We start from the raw sequence: 14285 nt of genomic DNA, 5'->3' as shown, positions 1-14285 counted from the left end.
GCTACCTACAGGTACTGACCGGTGCCGTGCTGGCCCGGGCCGCCGCGCTGGACGGCCACCCCCGGCGGCAGGGCGCCCTGCCGCATCTGTTCGAGCTGCTGGCGGGCGGCCATCTGCTGGGCGAACAGCGCGGTCTGGATGCCGTGGAAGAGGCCTTCGAGCCAGCCGACCAGCTGGGCCTGGGCGATCCGCAGTTCCGCGTCCGACGGGGTGTCACCCTCGGTGAACGGCAGTGTCAGGCGCTCGAGCTCGTCGCGCAGTTCAGGGGCCAGCCCCTCCTCGAGTTCGGCGATGCTCGTCCGGTGGATCTCCCGCAGCCGGTTGCGGCTGGCGTCGTCGAGCGGAGCGGCCCGGACCTCTTCGAGCAACTGTTTGATCATCGTGCCGATCCGCATCACCTTGGCGGGCTGTTCGACGAGATCGGTCAGCGACTTGCCGTCGCCGTCCTCGCCGCCCTCGCGCGGGTCCCCACCGATGATCTCGATGTTGTCGTCGTCGTTGTTCAGACTCATCTGTGCCTGTATTCCCTCGTATGGCCCGTTCTCTCGCTGTGACACTAGTCCGCGGTCCCGGTCGACCCGCACGCCGTCGTCCCTGACGGCCGCCGGTCGGTCACCGCGCGGATCGTGGTGCCGGCCGGCCGCCGCGCCGCCGCACATTCGCGGTGGCGAATCCGACGGTCCAAGATCACCACCTCGATGCGGACGCCAAACGCGCGGCAGGGCGGCTGCGACTCCCGTCGACCGGACGCCGCCACGCGCTTCCAGCAACGCCGGGGGCATTAGCACTCCGCGCCGCCAGGGTCTTGGATTAGTATGGCTGCCCAGGTGTCCCGATCCGCCTCGACGCGGGTGTCGGAATGCACGGTCGGGCGCCCACCACATCGTGTCGGTCTGTGGAAATCACGAGCGCTCTAAGGTGGCTGGAATGGCATACGACGTCGCCCGGGTGCGTGGTCTGCACCCCTCGCTGGGCGATGGTTGGGTGCACTTCGACGCGCAGAACGGGATGTTGCTGCCCGACTCGGTGGCCACGACGGTCTCCACGGCGTTCCGCGGTTCGATGTCGACCACCGACGGTCCGCATCCGTCGGCCCGGCGCAGTGCGGCGGTGCTGGCGGCGGCTCGCCAGGCGGTGGCCGATCTGGTCAACGCCGACCCCCGTGGCGTCGTGCTGGGCGCCGACCGCGCCCTGCTGCTGGCGTCGCTGGCCGACGCCGCGTCGTCGCGGGTGGGTCTGGGATACGAGGTCGTGGTGACGCGCCTCGACGACGAGGCCAACATCGCGCCGTGGTTGCGCGCGGCCAACCGGTACGGGGCCAAGATCAAGTGGGCCGAGGTCGACATCGAGAACGGCGAGCTGCCGGCCTGGCAGTGGGAGGGCCTGATCACGGGGCCGACGCGGCTGGTGGCGATCGCCTCGGCCTCGGCGACGCTGGGCACGGTGACCGATCTGCGCGCGGTGACCAAGCTGGCGCACGAGGTCGGCGGGCTGGTCGTGGTCGATCACTCCGCCGCCGCCCCCTACCGGCTGATCGATCTCGAGGAGATCGACGCCGACGTCGTCGCAGTCAACGCGGTCGCGTGGGGCGGACCGCCGATCGGGGCGCTGGTGTTCCGCGACCCGTCGCTGATCGACTCTTTCGGCTCCGTCTCACTCAATCCGTATGCGACCGGTCCGGCCCGGCTCGAGGTGGGCGTGCACCAGTTCGGGATGCTGGCCGGCGTGGTCGCCAGCATCGAGTACCTGGCCAACCTCGACGAGTCCGCCCACGGCAGCCGGCGCGAAAGGCTCGCGCTGTCAATGCAATCGGCGACCGCGTACATGAATCGGCTGTTCGACTACCTGCTGATGTCGCTGCGGTCACTGCCGCTGGTGATGGTGATCGGCCAGCCCGAGGTGCGGATACCCGTGCTGAGTTTCGCGGTGCGCGACGTACCGGCCGAGAAGGTGGTGCAGCGCCTCGCCGACAACGGTGTGCTGGCCATCGCCAACGCGAACTCGCGGGTGCTCGACGTCATCGGCGTCGACGACATCGGCGGCGCCGTCACCGTCGGGCTCGCGCACTACACCACCACCGCCGAGGTGGACCAGCTGGTGCGTGCGCTGGCCTCGCTCGGCTGACGTCAGTCGCGCACCCGCAGCAGCACTTTCCCGGACACGTCGCCCGAGGCCAGCATCTCCTGCGCGGCCTGGGCCTCCTGCACCGGATACTCCGCGCCGATGATCGGGCGGACCCGGCCGTCGGCGATCATCGGCCACACATTGGCCACCACCTCGTCGACGATCGCCTTCTTACCGCCGCGCCCGGTGACCGGCCGTGCCCGCAGCGCCGTGGCGATGACGCCGGCGCGTTTGGCCAGTAGCTTGCCGATGTTCAGTTCGGCCTTGGCCCCGCCCTGCATCCCGATGATGACCAGCCGGCCGTCGGGGGCGAGCGCGTCGATGTTGCGGTCCAGGTAGGCCGCGCCCATCAGGTCGAGGATTACGTCGGCGCCGTCGGTCTCGGCGTGCATGCGCGCGACGAAGTCCTCGTCGCGGTAGTTGATCAACACCTCGGCGCCCAGTTCGCCGCAGAGCTCCAGCTTGTTTGCCGACCCGGCCGTGACGGCCACCCGGCAGCCGAGAGCGCGGGCGACTTGGACGGCGTGCGTGCCGATGCCGCTACCGCCGCCGTGGACCAGCAGTGTCTGCCCCGCCGACAACCCGGCGGTCATCACGACGTTGGACCACACGGTGCACGCGACCTCGGGAAGCGCGGCGGCGTGGGCCAGCTCGACGGAGTCGGGAACCGGCATCACCTGGGCGGCGGGCACCGTGACGTTCTCCGCGTAACCGCCTCCCGCCAGCAAAGCGCACACAGGTTGCCCCACGGTCCAGTCGCCGGCGTCGGCGCCGACCTCGGTAATCCGTCCCGACACCTCGAGGCCCATGACCTCGCTCGCGCCCGGCGGCGGCGGATACTTGCCTGCGGCTTGCATCAGATCAGCGCGATTAATTCCCGTGGCAACTATCTCGATTCGCACCTCGTGCGACTGAAGTGCAGCATCGGGAATTTGCTTCCAAATCAGCTTCTCCGGCGACTCTGCGACTATTGCAAACACAAGGTCAACCCTACTCGTCGGTACCGATACCTTCCCGGGGAAGGATTCGTGCTCTACCATGTGTCCATGGAGGGGATGATTGGGGGGCGCACGGCGAGCGACATGCCGGGCCTCGACATCGCAGAACAACGGTCCTGGCAAAATTTCCTGGACTCGGCACTGAGGCTGTACGCCACGCTGAACAAGTCGCTGGTGGCACAACACCACCTGACGCTGAACGATGTCCGGCTGCTCGACATGCTGGACAAATCACCGACCGGCGCCGCGCGGATGGGGGACCTCGCGGACGCCCTGATGTCGCTGCCGAGCCGGGTGACCCGGCAGATCCGCCGGTTGGAGATGCAGGGTTTGGTGCGGCGCAACGCGAGTCCGGACGACGGCCGCGGGGTGCTGGCGTCGATCACCGAGGACGGCCGGGTGCGGGTGCGCGAAGCCATGGTGACCTACGGCAACGACGTTCGCAGCCATTTCCTGGGCCGGCTGTCGCGATCACAGATCGCCGCGATGGGAGAGAACTGTCGCCGGATCAGCGTCGGGATGCAGGCCAGTCCCTCGCCCGCGCGGGTCGGCCGGTTCTAGGGCCACCTGCCGGGAACCACTAGGCTGTTCGGCGGTGGCGTGGCAGAGCGGCCTAATGCACTCGCCTTGAAAGCGAGAGACGGCTAACACCGTCCGGGGGTTCAAATCCCTCCGCCACCGCTCACATCACTCGCCGGTGAAGTTCGGCGGCCGCTTTGCGAACATCGCCGTGATCCCTTCGCCGAGATCCTTCGAGGGCAGAAACGCCGAGTTCCACGCCGCGACGTAGCGCAGGCTGGCCGCCACCTGGGCGGTGCGCTGCTCGTCGAGGACATCCTTGATGCCCTGCACCACCAGGGGCGGGTTGGCGGCGATCTCCGCGGCGGTGGCGTGCGCGGCCTCCAGGCACGCCTCTGCCGAGTCGTACACCGCGTTGACCAGGCCGATCCGCTCCGCCCGGGCGGCGTCGATGTCCTTACCGGTCAGTGCGAGCTCGCGCAGGTGGCCGTCGGACAGGATCAGCGGCAGCCGGGCCAGGCTGCCGACGTCGGCGACGATCGCGAGCTTCACCTCGCGCACCGAGAACTTCGCGTCCGCGCTCGCATAACGGATGTCGACGGCGCTGATCAGGTCGACACCGCCGCCGATGCACCAGCCGTGCACCGAGGCGATCACCGGCGTGCGGCAGTCGGCCACCGCGGTGATCGACTGCTGCATGCCCTTGAGGCGGGTGTGGAACTCCGCGCGCGGGCGGGCCAGCGCGCCCTCGGCGAGCATCGGGGTCAACGTATCGCCCATCGCCGCCAGGTCGAGGCCATAGCTGAAGTGCTTCCCCGAACCGGTCAGCACGATCGCGCGGACATCGGGGTCGGCGTCCAGTGCGGTGAACGCCTCGGGCAGCTCCGCCCAGAACGCGGGGCCCATCGCGTTGCCCTTACCGGGCCCCAGCAGCGTGACCCGGGCGACGTGGCCGTCGATGTCGACGGACAGCGACTCGTATGTAGCCATGCCTGCAGAGGCTAGCGGCCGATCAAGATCTCACTGAGCCGGGCCGTCGGCAGATACTCGCAGATGGCGTCGGCCAGCGTCTTGGCGACCACCGTGCCCTGGGAACCCAGCGAGCCGCCGCCGTCGCCGGTCAACTCCCCGACGACCGCCAGCTGCGCATCCTCGTCGAGGTCGATGTACTCGGCGCAGGTGATGGTCTGGGCGTCGGGCACCGGCGGGCCAGGTTCGGTGGTCTGCGCGACGGTCCCGGTGACTGTTCGGGTGCAGCCGGTCAGCACCCCGGCCAGCAGCAGCGCCGCCGCCGTCACTCTGCGCGCTCGCATACCCACCTGCGCCACGATAGGCGTACGCGGGACGTAACGTGGGCGCCATGCGTAGCGACCTGCCGCAGGGACCTGACTCACCGCCCACCGATGATCTGCGCTCCGCCGAACTGACTCTCGGGGTGTTGCAGCAGGTGGTGCGCGGTATCGCGGCCGACGACCTGACCAAGCAGACGCCGTGCCGGGAGTACGACGTCGCCTCGCTGACCGATCACCTGCTGAACTCGATCACCGTGCTCGGCGGCATGGCGGGCGCCGAGTTCCCGGCCCGCGACGCCGACGACACCGTGGAGCGGCAGATCATCCTCGCCGCCCGCCCGGCGCTCGACGCGTGGCACCGCCGCGGCCTCGACGGCACGGTACCGTTCGGCAAGGGTGAGGCGCCCGCGAAGGTGCCGGTGGGCATCCTGTCGCTCGAATTCCTCGTGCACGCCTGGGATTACGCCGCCGCCACCGGCCGCACCGTGCCCGCACCCGACTCGCTGTCGGAGTACGTGCTGAACCTCGCGAAGAAGATCATCACGCCGGAGGGCCGGGCGACGGCCGGCTTCGACGATCCGATCGACGTGCCCGACGACGCCCCGCCGATACAGCGCCTGCTGGCGTTCACCGGCCGGCGCGCCGACGGCTAGGGGTCACACCCGCTCGAGGTAGAAGTACAGGTGGCGGCCCTGATCCAAGGCACCCTTACCGTTCATGATGCCCATCACGGCGTTGTCGTCGACCTTCTTGAAGTGGTCGTGCACGGGTGCGCCGTCATAGACCATTGAGGCGGTCACCTCGCCGCGGAACTCCTCCATCCACAGGCTGGCCTCGCCCTTCATGGCCTCGGTGTTGGAGAACTTGGCCCCGTCGGCGTCCAGGCACACCAGCGGCTTGGCGTCGGCCGCGCTGTGGAAGGTCTTGCCGAACCAGTTGAGCCGTTCCATGAACCCGTTGGCCTTGTGGCCGGTGTGGAACTCGCCGCCCTTCCACTCGCCGATCATGAAGTCGATGTCGACGGGCTCCAGGGTGCCCCAGAATTCGTCGAGCTCGGCGTCGGAGAGCCGGTCGGTGCGCTCGGTGAGCGCGGTGAACGTCTCGCGGGCGGTGCGCGTCGAGGTCATGCGGTTCCTTTCCAGCGTCGGGCGAAGTCGAGGAAGGCGTCGTTCTCGTGCGGTGCGGCCACGGTGACCCGCACCCCGTCCTCACCGTACGGGCGCACGACGATGCGGTCCTCGGCGGCACGTTGGACGAAGTCGCGCGTGCGTTCGGCCAGCGGCAGCCACACGAAATTGGCCTGCGACGGCGGCACCGTGAATCCGACCTCGCGCAGCGCCGCGGTGACCCGGGTGCGTTCGGCGACGACGGCGTCGGTGCGCGCCAGCAGCTCGTCGGCGGCCTCCAGCGAGGCGATCGCGGCGGCCTGCGACAGGCTGGTCGCCGAGAACGGGACGTACACCTTGCCCAGGGCGGTGACGATCTCCTCGTCGGCGACGGCGTAGCCGACGCGCAGCCCGGCCAGGCCGTAGGCCTTCGAAAACGTGCGCAGCACCACCACATTGGGGTGCGCTCGAACCAGGCCGAAGCTGTCGGGCAGCAGGCCGTCGCGGATGTACTCGACGTAGGCCTCGTCGATCACGATCAAGATGTCCGGCGGCACCGCGGCGACGAACTCGGCCAGCGCCCGCGGGTCGACCACGGTACTGGTCGGGTTGTTGGGGTTGCAGACGAAGATCAAGCGGGTGCGATCGGTGATCGCGGCCAGCATCGCGTCAAGGTCATGGGTGTGGTCGCGCAGCGGCACCTGCACCGGGGTGGCGCCCGCGGTGCGCACCTGAAGCGGGTAGATCTCGAAGCTGCGCCAGGCGAACAGCACCTCGTCGCCCACCGAGGAGGTGATCTGGATGAGCTGCTGACACAGGCTGACCGAGCCGCAGCCGACCGAGATCTGCTCGGGGGTGAACGCTCCCGCCCCGAGGGTCCCGTCGAGGTGCTTGGCCAGGTGTTCGCGCAGCTCGAGGTAGCCGTTGTCGGGATACCGGTTGAGGTGCTCGGTCGCGATCTCGATGGCGGCGCGCACACTGGGCAGGGGACCGTCGACGGTCTCGTTGCTCGCGATCTTGATGGCGCCCGGGACGGTCTTGCCCGGCGTGTAGGCCGGAATGTCGGCCAATTCGGGCCGGAGGCGGGCAGTCACCTGACCAGCATAGGGCCGGCCTTCAACCGGCTTTGCTTCCATGGGCGGCCGGTGTGTACTCTGTGCCCTCGGCGGATAATCGTCAGGAGGCGTGCCAGAGCGGCCGAATGGGACTCACTGCTAATGAGTTGTCCCCCTTACCGGGGACCGGAGGTTCAAATCCTCTCGCCTCCGCCGCGGCTGACCCGTCAGCCACGACACAACTGAACACGCAAGCGCCCGTAGCTCAACGGATAGAGCATCTGACTACGGATCAGAAGGTTAGGGGTTCGAATCCCTTCGGGCGCGCCCAACCCACCGTCGGGGGACTCTGGGGTGAGGTCATGTACCGCCTGAGCTCGCTGGCCGGCGCCGACACTTGGGTGTTCGGCGCGCAGCGCCTGCGGCTGCTGCGAATCTATCTGGGCGCCACCACGTTTCTCTACGCCTACGGGGTGACGTTCACGCTGTTCCCGGTCCGCACCGATATCGCCTACGGCAATCCGGTCGGCGGGATCATCGCGGTGGTCCTCGGGGTCTCGGCGCTGGTGTCCCTTGCGGTACGGCCGTGGCAGCTGATGCCGGCCACCGTGGCGGCCGTCGCGGCCACGCCGATCGTCATGGCGTTCCACGTCACCATCACCGCCGAGTACGTCTGCCTGTTCGCTCCGGTCTTCCTCGCGATGTACCTGCGGGCGTTCCACCCGCCGCGTCAGGCGTGGCCGTTGATCGCCGTGCTCACCGCGGCCTGCTCGGTGGCCGTCGTGGTGGCCCCCGCCCCGCACGTGGGCGTGCTCACGGTCCTGACGATCATCGTCGCGATCGTCGGGGCCGCCGAGTCGTTCGGGGTGCTGATGCGGGCGATGTTCACCGCGGCGTGCACCGACCCGCTCACCGGTCTGCTCAACCGGGCGGGCTGGGAGATCGGCACCACCGACGTGCTGGCGCGGCACCGGGGCAGACCCGTCCCGGTCACCGTGGTCGCCCTCGACATCGACGGGCTCAAGACTCTCAACGACACCTACGGCCACCAGGCGGGCGACCGGCGCATCGCGGAGTACGCGCGGCACTGGGAACAGGCCGCACCCCGGCACGCGGTGGTGGCGAGACTCGGCGGTGACGAATTCGCCGCCTGCCTCGCCGGGGAGCGGCAGGAAGTTGTCGAGGCGTTCCTCGACAGCATCCGGCGGCACACCCCGCAGGTCAGCATGGGCACCGCCACCGGTACGTCGGCCGACGCCGGCATCGCCGAGCTGTACGCCTGCGCCGACACGGCGCTGTACCGGAGCCGCGGACGACCGCTGCGCGACGATTCCGGCACGCCGAACGCCGAATCGGTCTAGCGGGTCACAGCCGCTCCACCGCGTACGTCGCGGCCTGCTGCGTCAGCCCGTTGACCCCGTAGAGCGCGTGCGCGATGCTCGGCTGCCCGCCCGGAGCGCCGTTGCAGATCGTGTCACCCTCAGCGCACAGCTGCAGCGTCTTCGGCGCGTACAGGGGGCCGATGACCACCGGCGGGGCGCCGAATGTGCCAAGCCACTGCGGAGACGGCAGCCCGAACAGGGTGACCGCCGTGACGTGCTCGGCGACCTCCGCCGCGAGCGGCTGGGGAACGGCGTTGCGATAGGCGGCCGGCACGGCATCGGGCACCGTCGAGGAGGTCACGAACCCGGCGACCACGGCCCCCTGGGAGAACCCGCCCAGCACGATGTCGGTGTTCGGGCACGTCGTGGCGATGGTCTGCACGCGGTTCCCGGCGTCGCGGATCCCATCGACGACGGTCCTGGCCAAATCGTCGCGGGCGTCGAAGTTGTTGGACGCCGCATAGTTCACCGAGTACACGTTCACGGTCCGCGGGCCCGCCTGCGCGCGCACGGCGTCGACGAACGACTGCCCGACGCCGCCGACACCCGGCGCCTCACCGCTGCCGCGGGCGAAGACGATCTCCACGTCCGGGCATGTCTGGGCGGACGCCGACGGGGCGGCCACGCCCACCATCGCGGCCCAGGTGGTCACGGCCACCGCGCCGACGACGCGACCGAACTGACGAACTCTCATGGGGACTCCTGCTGAACGTTGCGGCCCGACGAGAGGCGTGATTACCCTCGCGTCCGCCCGCCAAACTCCGCGTAATCTCGCACGGTATGACGACACCCCCGGTGATCCAGCGCTGGCTCGACCTCATCGATGGTGACCACGGCGGCGATGTGACGGCGCTGCTGGCGCCCGATGCGGTGTTCTACTCGCCGGCGGTGTTCACCCCGCAGGAAGGCCGCGAGACCACCGCCGCCTATCTGAACGCGGCCGCGAAGGTACTCGGTGGCCAGGGTTTTCGCTACGTCAACCACTGGTACGCCAACCGTTCGGCGGTGCTGGAGTTCGTCGCCGACCTCGACGGGATCCACGTCAACGGCATCGACATGATCGAGTGGAACGACGCCGAGGAGATCACCTCGTTCAAGGTGATGCTGCGGCCGTTCAAAGCGCTGCAGACCGTGATCCCGAAGATGGCCGAATTGCTGCAGTCGCCGGTCCAGGGGTAACCGATGCGGCTGCTCCTCCTCGCCGACACCCATGTGCCCAAACGGGCGCGCGACCTGCCCGCGGTGGTGTGGGACGAGGTGGCGCGCGCCGACGTGGTGATCCACGCCGGTGACTGGGTCGAGCCGCGTCTGCTCGACGTGCTCGACGAGCGCTCGAGACGGCTGGTCGCGTGCTGGGGCAACAACGACGGGGAGGAGTTGCGCCGTCGCCTGCCCGAACGCGCGGATGTCACCCTGGGTGGGGTGCGGTTCACCGTCGTGCACGAGACCGGCGCCTCGGGTGGGCGTGACGCCCGGATGGCCAAGCTGTACCCGGACACCGACGTGCTCGTGTTCGGACACAGCCACATCCCGTGGGACACCACCGCGGCGACAGGGCTGCGGCTACTCAACCCGGGTTCGCCGACGGACCGGCGCCGCCAGCCGTACTGCACGTACATGACGGCGACGGTCGCCGACGGGGTGCTGGGCGAGGTCGTCTTGCGCAACGTGGAGCGGCGTGGCTGACCGTCCCGCCAGGGTCGCCGACGTCCACGAGATCGCGGCCGCGATGCCGCACACCAAGCGCATCGAGGGCCCGAAGGGCAACGCGATCTATCAGGTCGGCGGCAAGTCGTTCGTGTTCTTCCGCACCCCCCAACCGGACGCCGCGGATCCGGACACCGGTGAGCGCTACCCTGACGTCATCATGGTGTGGGTGGAATCCGAGGCCGACAAACTGGCTTTGGTCCAGGACCCCCACTCCCCGTTCTTCACCACCGACCGGTTCGACGGTCACCTTTCGGTTTTGGTGCGCGGCAAGGACATCAGCCGCATCGGGCTCGAGGAACTGACCGAGTTGATCCAGGACGCCTGGTTGTCGCGGGCGTCGCGCCGACGCGCCGAACGCTGGCTGGCCGACCGGCAGGGCTGACAAGTCGCTGCACTCCGGCCGGCATGGTGACATCATCGCCAAGGTGGCCGTCAGCACTCCGCAGTCCATCGCGTATCCGGCGCCCGGTTCGCGCCCGCACCGTATCGACGAGGAGAAACTCGATCCGCACGTCATCGTGCTGTTCGGGGCGACCGGCGATCTGGCGAAACGCAAACTGCTGCCCGGTATGGCGTATCTCGTCCAGTCCTCGCTGGCGCCGAAGATCCGGGTGGTCGGCACGTCACTCGAAGATCTCAGCGGCGACGAGTTCCGGGCACTGGCACGCGAGGCCGTCGACGCGTTCGGCAGCCATACGTTGACCGACGAGGAGTGGGAGGGCTTCGCCTGCCGGATCTCCTACGTGCCGCAGAGCGCAGGGCCCGAGCCGCTCGCCGCGGCGGTGAAGGCGGCCGAGGCCGAACTCGGCCCAGATACCCGGCGGCTGCACTACCTGTCGGTGCCGCCCAACGCGGCCAAGGCCGTGATCACCATGCTGAGGGATTCCGGCCTCGTCGACCGCTCGCGGGTGGTGATGGAGAAACCGTTCGGCACCGACCTGGCCAGCGCCTGCGCACTCAACGCCTTCGTCCACGACACCTTCGACGAATCGCAGATCTTCCGCATCGACCACTTCCTCGGCAAGGAGGCGGCGCAGAACATCCTGGCGTTCCGGTTCGCCAACGGATTGTTCGAGCCGATCTGGAACCGCAATTTCATCGATCACATCCAGATCGACATCCCGGAGAAGCTGGGGCTCGATCAGCGGGCCAACTTCTACGAGAGCACCGGCGCCTTCAAGGACATGGTGGTCACCCACCTGTTCCAGGTCATGGCGTTCGTCGTGATGGAGCCGCCGACCGCCCTGGAGCCCAGGGCGATCAGCGAGGAGAAGAACAAGGTCTTCCGGTCGATGCTGCCCGTCGACCCGAAGAAGGTCATCCGCGGCCAGTACGTCGGCTACCGCCAGGAGGACGGGGTGGCACCGGATTCGGAGACCGAGACGTTCATCGCGCTGCAGGTCGGCATCGACAACTGGCGCTGGGCCGGCGTGCCGGTCTATCTGCGCACCGGCAAGAGGATGGCCGAGGGGCAGCGGATCATCTCGATCGCGTTCAAAGAGGCGCCGCGCTCGATGTTCCCGCCCGGTTCGGGCGTCGGGTCGCAGGGTCCGGACCATCTGACGTTCGACCTGGCCGACAACTCCAAGGTGTCGCTGTCGTTCTACGGCAAGCGGCCGGGGCCCGGAATGAAGCTCGACAAGCTGTCCATGCAGTTCTCGACGCAGGAGACCGGACGCGTCGGCGACGTACTCGAGGCCTACGAACGTCTGATCCTCGACGCGATGCGCGGTGACCACACCCTGTTCACCACGGCCGAAGGCATCGAATCACTGTGGGACCGTTCGGCTCCGCTGCTCGAGGACCCGCCGCCGGTGAAGCTGTACCAACCCGGCACGTGGGGTCCCAACGCCATCCACCAGCTGATCGCACCCAACGCGTGGCGGCTGCCGTTCGAACGCGAATGGCGGGACCACAGGGACTAGGTCAACCGGTCTTCGCCGCGCAGATCAGGTCGATGTGGCGGGTCGCCCACTCGCCGAGCGGTTCAAGCGCGTCGAGCAGTTCGCGGCCCGCGGGTGTCATCGAGTACTCCACCCGCGGCGGCACCTCGTGGAAGCTCTCGCGGTGCACGACGCCGTGGCGCTGCAACTCCTTGAGGTGCTGGGTGAGCATCTTCTGCGACACCCCGGCCAGGCTGCGGTGCAGGGCATTGAAGCGTTTCGGCCCGTCCTGGAGCTCCCACAGGATCAGTGGTTTCCACTTGCCGTCCACCACGGCCATCGCCGCGTCCAGGCCGCAGGTGTACTCGCCGAGCTGACTCATCGGAACCCCCTGTTGGCGTTCATTACTTACCTCTTGGTGAGTACCGCACTAAATAGTGGGTACTTGTCGGAAACTCCGCGCTGATTCGACGATAGCGGCATGACCACCTCCACCACCGTCACTTTCCTCGGCCTCGGCGCCATGGGATCGGCGCTCGTCGGCGCCGCCGCGGCCGCCGGGCACCGCAGCGTCGTCTGGAACCGCACCCCCGCCCGGGCGGCCGCGCTGGCGTCCGCCACCACCGACGTGGCCGCCACGGTCGCCGAGGCGGTCGACGCCGGCGACGCCATCGTCGTGTGCCTGTTCGATGCGCGATCGGTGCGCGAGGTGCTCGACCCGGTCGCCGGGCGGCTGGCCGGAAGGCAGCTGATCAACCTGACCACCACGACGCCCGACGGGGCCCGGGAGCTGAGCCGCTGGGCCACCGGCCACGGCGCCGACTACCTCGACGGCGGCATCATGGCCGTCCCCGCGATGATCGGTGCGCCGGGATCCCTGATCTACTACAGCGGTTCGCGCACCGTCTTCGAGCGTCACCACGCACTGCTCGAAACCTGGGGGCGTACGGAGTATTTCGGTGACGACGCGGGTTTGGCGTCGCTGCACGATCTGGCGCTGCTCTCGGCGATGTACGTCATGTTCGCGGGCTTTTTCCACGGCGCCGCGCTGGCCGGCACAGCGGGCATGTCCGCCAAGGAGTTCGCCGGGCGCGCGACCGCCTGGCTGACCGCGGTGCTGCCGGCTCTCGCCGAGTACGCCGAGATCATCGACGGCGGTGACTACACGCTGCCCGGCCAGCAGAGCCTGGACTTCTCCGACATCAGCGAGATCGTCGAGGCCAGTCGCGCCGCCGGGCTCGGCACCGAGGTCGTCGACGCGGTGCAGCGGCTCATCCACCGGCAGATCGACGCCGGCCACGGTGCCGAGGGTTTCGCGCGTGCCATCGAGGGCATCCGCCGGCCGGGGCGGGCGGCGTGATCAGCGTCCTCGGACTCGGCCCGATGGGGCAGGCGCTGGTCGGGGCGCTGCTCGACGCCGGGTGTCCGGTCACGGTGTGGAACCGCACCCCCGCCAGGGCCGAGCGTGTGCGGGCCCGCGGTGCGCAGTGGGCGGACAGCCCGGCCGCGGCCGTCGCCGCCGGTGACCTGACCCTGATCAACGTCGTCGATCAGGGTGTGCTCGACGCCCTGGTCGCGGCGGCGGGTGACGCTGTGCGCGGGCGAGTGGTCATCGGACTGACCGCGGCCACCCCCGAGGCCGCCCGGGCCACCGCTGCGCTGGTCGACGGACTGGGTGGCCGCTACCTCGACGGTGCGATCATGACGCCGACCGACACCATCGGCACCCGTGAGGCCAGCCTGCTGTTCGCCGGACCCCGCGACCTCTACGACGCCCACCGCGACATCCTCGAGATCCTCGGCGCCACCACCTATCTCGGTGCCGACCCCGGGCGGGCCGCGGTGTTCGATGTGGCGCTGCTCGACCTGTTCTGGACGGCGATGAGCGGAATGCTGCACGCGCTGAACGTCGCCCGCGCGCACGACGTGACGCCGGCCGAACTGCTGCCGCACGTGCACGGCATCCTCGGCATCCTGCCGCCCATCGCCGACGAGGTCGCCGAGCGCATCGGCGCCGACCGGCACGGGGACGCCAGTGCGCCGGTGTCGTCGGTGGCCGCATCGCTGCCGCACCTGATCGAGGCCTCCCGTGCCGCGGGCGTCGACGCGGCCACACTCGAGGCGCTGCGCGGTTATGTCGACGCCGCGGTGGCGGCCGGATACGGCGGCGACGAGATCAGCCGCATCGCGCAGACGATGCACCGGTGAACACCGCC

Annotated in this window: 18 protein-coding genes and 3 tRNA genes; 13 read left to right on the top strand and 8 right to left on the bottom strand. The window is 69.2% G+C overall.

Annotated features, from left to right (window positions below):
- Positions 1-5: 5 nt before the first annotated feature.
- Entirely contained in the window at positions 6-512 is a 507-nt protein-coding gene (locus E4P42_RS18360) for a bacterial proteasome activator family protein (protein WP_135127507.1), read from the bottom strand.
- A gap of 415 nt (positions 513-927) precedes the next feature.
- Here E4P42_RS18360 and E4P42_RS18355 point away from each other — a divergent pair, with 415 nt between their 5' ends.
- Positions 928-2124: a cysteine desulfurase-like protein gene (locus E4P42_RS18355; protein WP_135127506.1), complete on the top strand. Its 1197-nt coding sequence runs from the start codon at positions 928-930 to the stop codon at positions 2122-2124.
- A gap of 2 nt (positions 2125-2126) precedes the next feature.
- Here E4P42_RS18355 and E4P42_RS18350 read toward each other — a convergent pair whose 3' ends face one another.
- Entirely contained in the window at positions 2127-3104 is a 978-nt protein-coding gene (locus tag E4P42_RS18350) for an NAD(P)H-quinone oxidoreductase (RefSeq protein WP_135127526.1), read from the bottom strand.
- A gap of 66 nt (positions 3105-3170) precedes the next feature.
- Here E4P42_RS18350 and E4P42_RS18345 point away from each other — a divergent pair, with 66 nt between their 5' ends.
- Together E4P42_RS18345 and E4P42_RS18340 are read left to right on the top strand one after the other, a co-directional pair.
- Positions 3171-3683, top strand: coding sequence for a MarR family winged helix-turn-helix transcriptional regulator (locus E4P42_RS18345; protein WP_135127505.1), 513 nt, complete (start codon positions 3171-3173; stop codon positions 3681-3683).
- A gap of 33 nt (positions 3684-3716) precedes the next feature.
- Positions 3717-3803: transfer RNA gene (locus E4P42_RS18340), tRNA-Ser, on the top strand.
- Between the two features lie 6 nt (positions 3804-3809).
- Here the strand turns inward: E4P42_RS18340 and E4P42_RS18335 are convergent.
- Positions 3810-4631, bottom strand: coding sequence for a crotonase/enoyl-CoA hydratase family protein (locus E4P42_RS18335; protein WP_135127504.1), 822 nt, complete (start codon positions 4629-4631; stop codon positions 3810-3812).
- 11 nt (positions 4632-4642) lie between these two features.
- Complete coding sequence (locus tag E4P42_RS18330) at positions 4643-4954, bottom strand: hypothetical protein (protein WP_245234090.1); 312 nt, start codon at positions 4952-4954, stop codon at positions 4643-4645.
- 47 nt (positions 4955-5001) lie between these two features.
- Here E4P42_RS18330 and E4P42_RS18325 point away from each other — a divergent pair, with 47 nt between their 5' ends.
- Positions 5002-5586 (top strand): TIGR03086 family metal-binding protein, encoded by a 585-nt coding sequence (locus E4P42_RS18325; RefSeq protein WP_135127502.1) that lies wholly within the window; start codon positions 5002-5004, stop codon positions 5584-5586.
- Positions 5587-5589: 3 nt separating this feature from the next.
- Here the strand turns inward: E4P42_RS18325 and E4P42_RS18320 are convergent, their stop codons facing one another.
- A complete protein-coding gene (locus E4P42_RS18320) occupies positions 5590-6060 on the bottom strand; it encodes a DUF4334 domain-containing protein (RefSeq protein WP_135127501.1) in 471 nt (156 codons plus the stop codon).
- A complete protein-coding gene (gene hisC, locus E4P42_RS18315) occupies positions 6057-7133 on the bottom strand; it encodes a histidinol-phosphate transaminase (RefSeq protein ID WP_135127500.1) in 1077 nt (358 codons plus the stop codon). The genes E4P42_RS18320 and hisC overlap by 4 nt, the downstream gene beginning before the upstream one ends.
- A gap of 85 nt (positions 7134-7218) precedes the next feature.
- Between hisC and E4P42_RS18310 the strand changes: the two genes are divergently transcribed.
- The 3 genes from E4P42_RS18310 (at position 7219) to E4P42_RS18300 (ending at position 8455) form a co-directional block, all read left to right on the top strand.
- Positions 7219-7307: transfer RNA gene (locus E4P42_RS18310), tRNA-Ser, on the top strand.
- A 41-nt stretch (positions 7308-7348) separates the two neighbouring features.
- Positions 7349-7421 (top strand) — tRNA-Arg (locus E4P42_RS18305).
- Between the two features lie 35 nt (positions 7422-7456).
- Positions 7457-8455 (top strand): GGDEF domain-containing protein, encoded by a 999-nt coding sequence (locus E4P42_RS18300; protein WP_135127499.1) that lies wholly within the window; start codon positions 7457-7459, stop codon positions 8453-8455.
- Between the two features lie 4 nt (positions 8456-8459).
- On the opposite strand, the gene E4P42_RS18295 is transcribed toward E4P42_RS18300, so the two are convergent.
- Positions 8460-9170, bottom strand: a complete 711-nt coding sequence (locus E4P42_RS18295) for a cutinase family protein (RefSeq protein ID WP_135127498.1) — start codon at positions 9168-9170, stop codon at positions 8460-8462.
- A gap of 86 nt (positions 9171-9256) precedes the next feature.
- Between E4P42_RS18295 and E4P42_RS18290 the strand changes: the two genes are divergently transcribed.
- The 4 genes from E4P42_RS18290 to zwf are packed head-to-tail and all read left to right on the top strand — an operon-like array spanning position 9257 to position 12111.
- Positions 9257-9655 (top strand): nuclear transport factor 2 family protein, encoded by a 399-nt coding sequence (locus tag E4P42_RS18290; protein ID WP_135127497.1) that lies wholly within the window; start codon positions 9257-9259, stop codon positions 9653-9655.
- A gap of 3 nt (positions 9656-9658) precedes the next feature.
- A complete protein-coding gene (locus tag E4P42_RS18285) occupies positions 9659-10162 on the top strand; it encodes a metallophosphoesterase (RefSeq protein ID WP_135127496.1) in 504 nt (167 codons plus the stop codon).
- The gene (locus E4P42_RS18280; protein WP_135127495.1) at positions 10155-10568 is read left to right on the top strand and encodes an MmcQ/YjbR family DNA-binding protein; all 414 of its coding nucleotides are present in this window, start codon (positions 10155-10157) and stop codon (positions 10566-10568) included. The genes E4P42_RS18285 and E4P42_RS18280 overlap by 8 nt, the downstream gene beginning before the upstream one ends.
- Positions 10569-10611: 43 nt before the next feature.
- Positions 10612-12111 carry a glucose-6-phosphate dehydrogenase gene (gene zwf, locus E4P42_RS18275; protein ID WP_135127494.1) on the top strand — a complete coding sequence of 500 codons (1500 nt, stop codon included), beginning with the start codon at positions 10612-10614 and terminating at the stop codon, positions 12109-12111.
- Position 12112: 1 nt separating this feature from the next.
- Here zwf and E4P42_RS18270 read toward each other — a convergent pair whose 3' ends face one another.
- Positions 12113-12451, bottom strand: a complete 339-nt coding sequence (locus E4P42_RS18270; RefSeq protein WP_135127493.1) for a helix-turn-helix domain-containing protein — start codon at positions 12449-12451, stop codon at positions 12113-12115.
- 99 nt (positions 12452-12550) lie between these two features.
- Here E4P42_RS18270 and E4P42_RS18265 point away from each other — a divergent pair, with 99 nt between their 5' ends.
- Positions 12551-13429, top strand: a complete 879-nt coding sequence (locus E4P42_RS18265; RefSeq protein ID WP_135127492.1) for an NAD(P)-dependent oxidoreductase — start codon at positions 12551-12553, stop codon at positions 13427-13429.
- Entirely contained in the window at positions 13426-14277 is an 852-nt protein-coding gene (locus E4P42_RS18260) for an NAD(P)-dependent oxidoreductase (protein ID WP_135127491.1), read from the top strand. The genes E4P42_RS18265 and E4P42_RS18260 overlap by 4 nt, the downstream gene beginning before the upstream one ends.
- Positions 14278-14285 lie beyond the last annotated feature (8 nt).

The organism is Mycobacterium sp. PS03-16, from assembly GCF_004570325.1.
Classification (GTDB): Bacteria; Actinomycetota; Actinomycetes; order Mycobacteriales; family Mycobacteriaceae; genus Mycobacterium.
The sequence above is the reverse complement of the archived record's forward strand: the minus strand, read 5'-3'. Positions and strand labels throughout refer to the sequence as shown.

Coding starts and splice junctions, on each gene's coding strand:
- E4P42_RS18360 (WP_135127507.1), bottom strand. CDS start 512: ATGAGTCTGAACAACGACGACGACAACATCGAGATCATCGGTGGGGAC.
- E4P42_RS18355 (WP_135127506.1), top strand. CDS start 928: ATGGCATACGACGTCGCCCGGGTGCGTGGTCTGCACCCCTCGCTGGGC.
- E4P42_RS18345 (WP_135127505.1), top strand. CDS start 3,171: ATGGAGGGGATGATTGGGGGGCGCACGGCGAGCGACATGCCGGGCCTC.
- E4P42_RS18335 (WP_135127504.1), bottom strand. CDS start 4,631: ATGGCTACATACGAGTCGCTGTCCGTCGACATCGACGGCCACGTCGCC.
- E4P42_RS18330 (WP_245234090.1), bottom strand. CDS start 4,954: ATGCGAGCGCGCAGAGTGACGGCGGCGGCGCTGCTGCTGGCCGGGGTG.
- E4P42_RS18325 (WP_135127502.1), top strand. CDS start 5,002: ATGCGTAGCGACCTGCCGCAGGGACCTGACTCACCGCCCACCGATGAT.
- E4P42_RS18320 (WP_135127501.1), bottom strand. CDS start 6,060: ATGACCTCGACGCGCACCGCCCGCGAGACGTTCACCGCGCTCACCGAG.
- E4P42_RS18300 (WP_135127499.1), top strand. CDS start 7,457: ATGTACCGCCTGAGCTCGCTGGCCGGCGCCGACACTTGGGTGTTCGGC.
- E4P42_RS18295 (WP_135127498.1), bottom strand. CDS start 9,170: ATGAGAGTTCGTCAGTTCGGTCGCGTCGTCGGCGCGGTGGCCGTGACC.
- E4P42_RS18290 (WP_135127497.1), top strand. CDS start 9,257: ATGACGACACCCCCGGTGATCCAGCGCTGGCTCGACCTCATCGATGGT.
- E4P42_RS18285 (WP_135127496.1), top strand. CDS start 9,659: ATGCGGCTGCTCCTCCTCGCCGACACCCATGTGCCCAAACGGGCGCGC.
- E4P42_RS18270 (WP_135127493.1), bottom strand. CDS start 12,451: ATGAGTCAGCTCGGCGAGTACACCTGCGGCCTGGACGCGGCGATGGCC.
- E4P42_RS18265 (WP_135127492.1), top strand. CDS start 12,551: ATGACCACCTCCACCACCGTCACTTTCCTCGGCCTCGGCGCCATGGGA.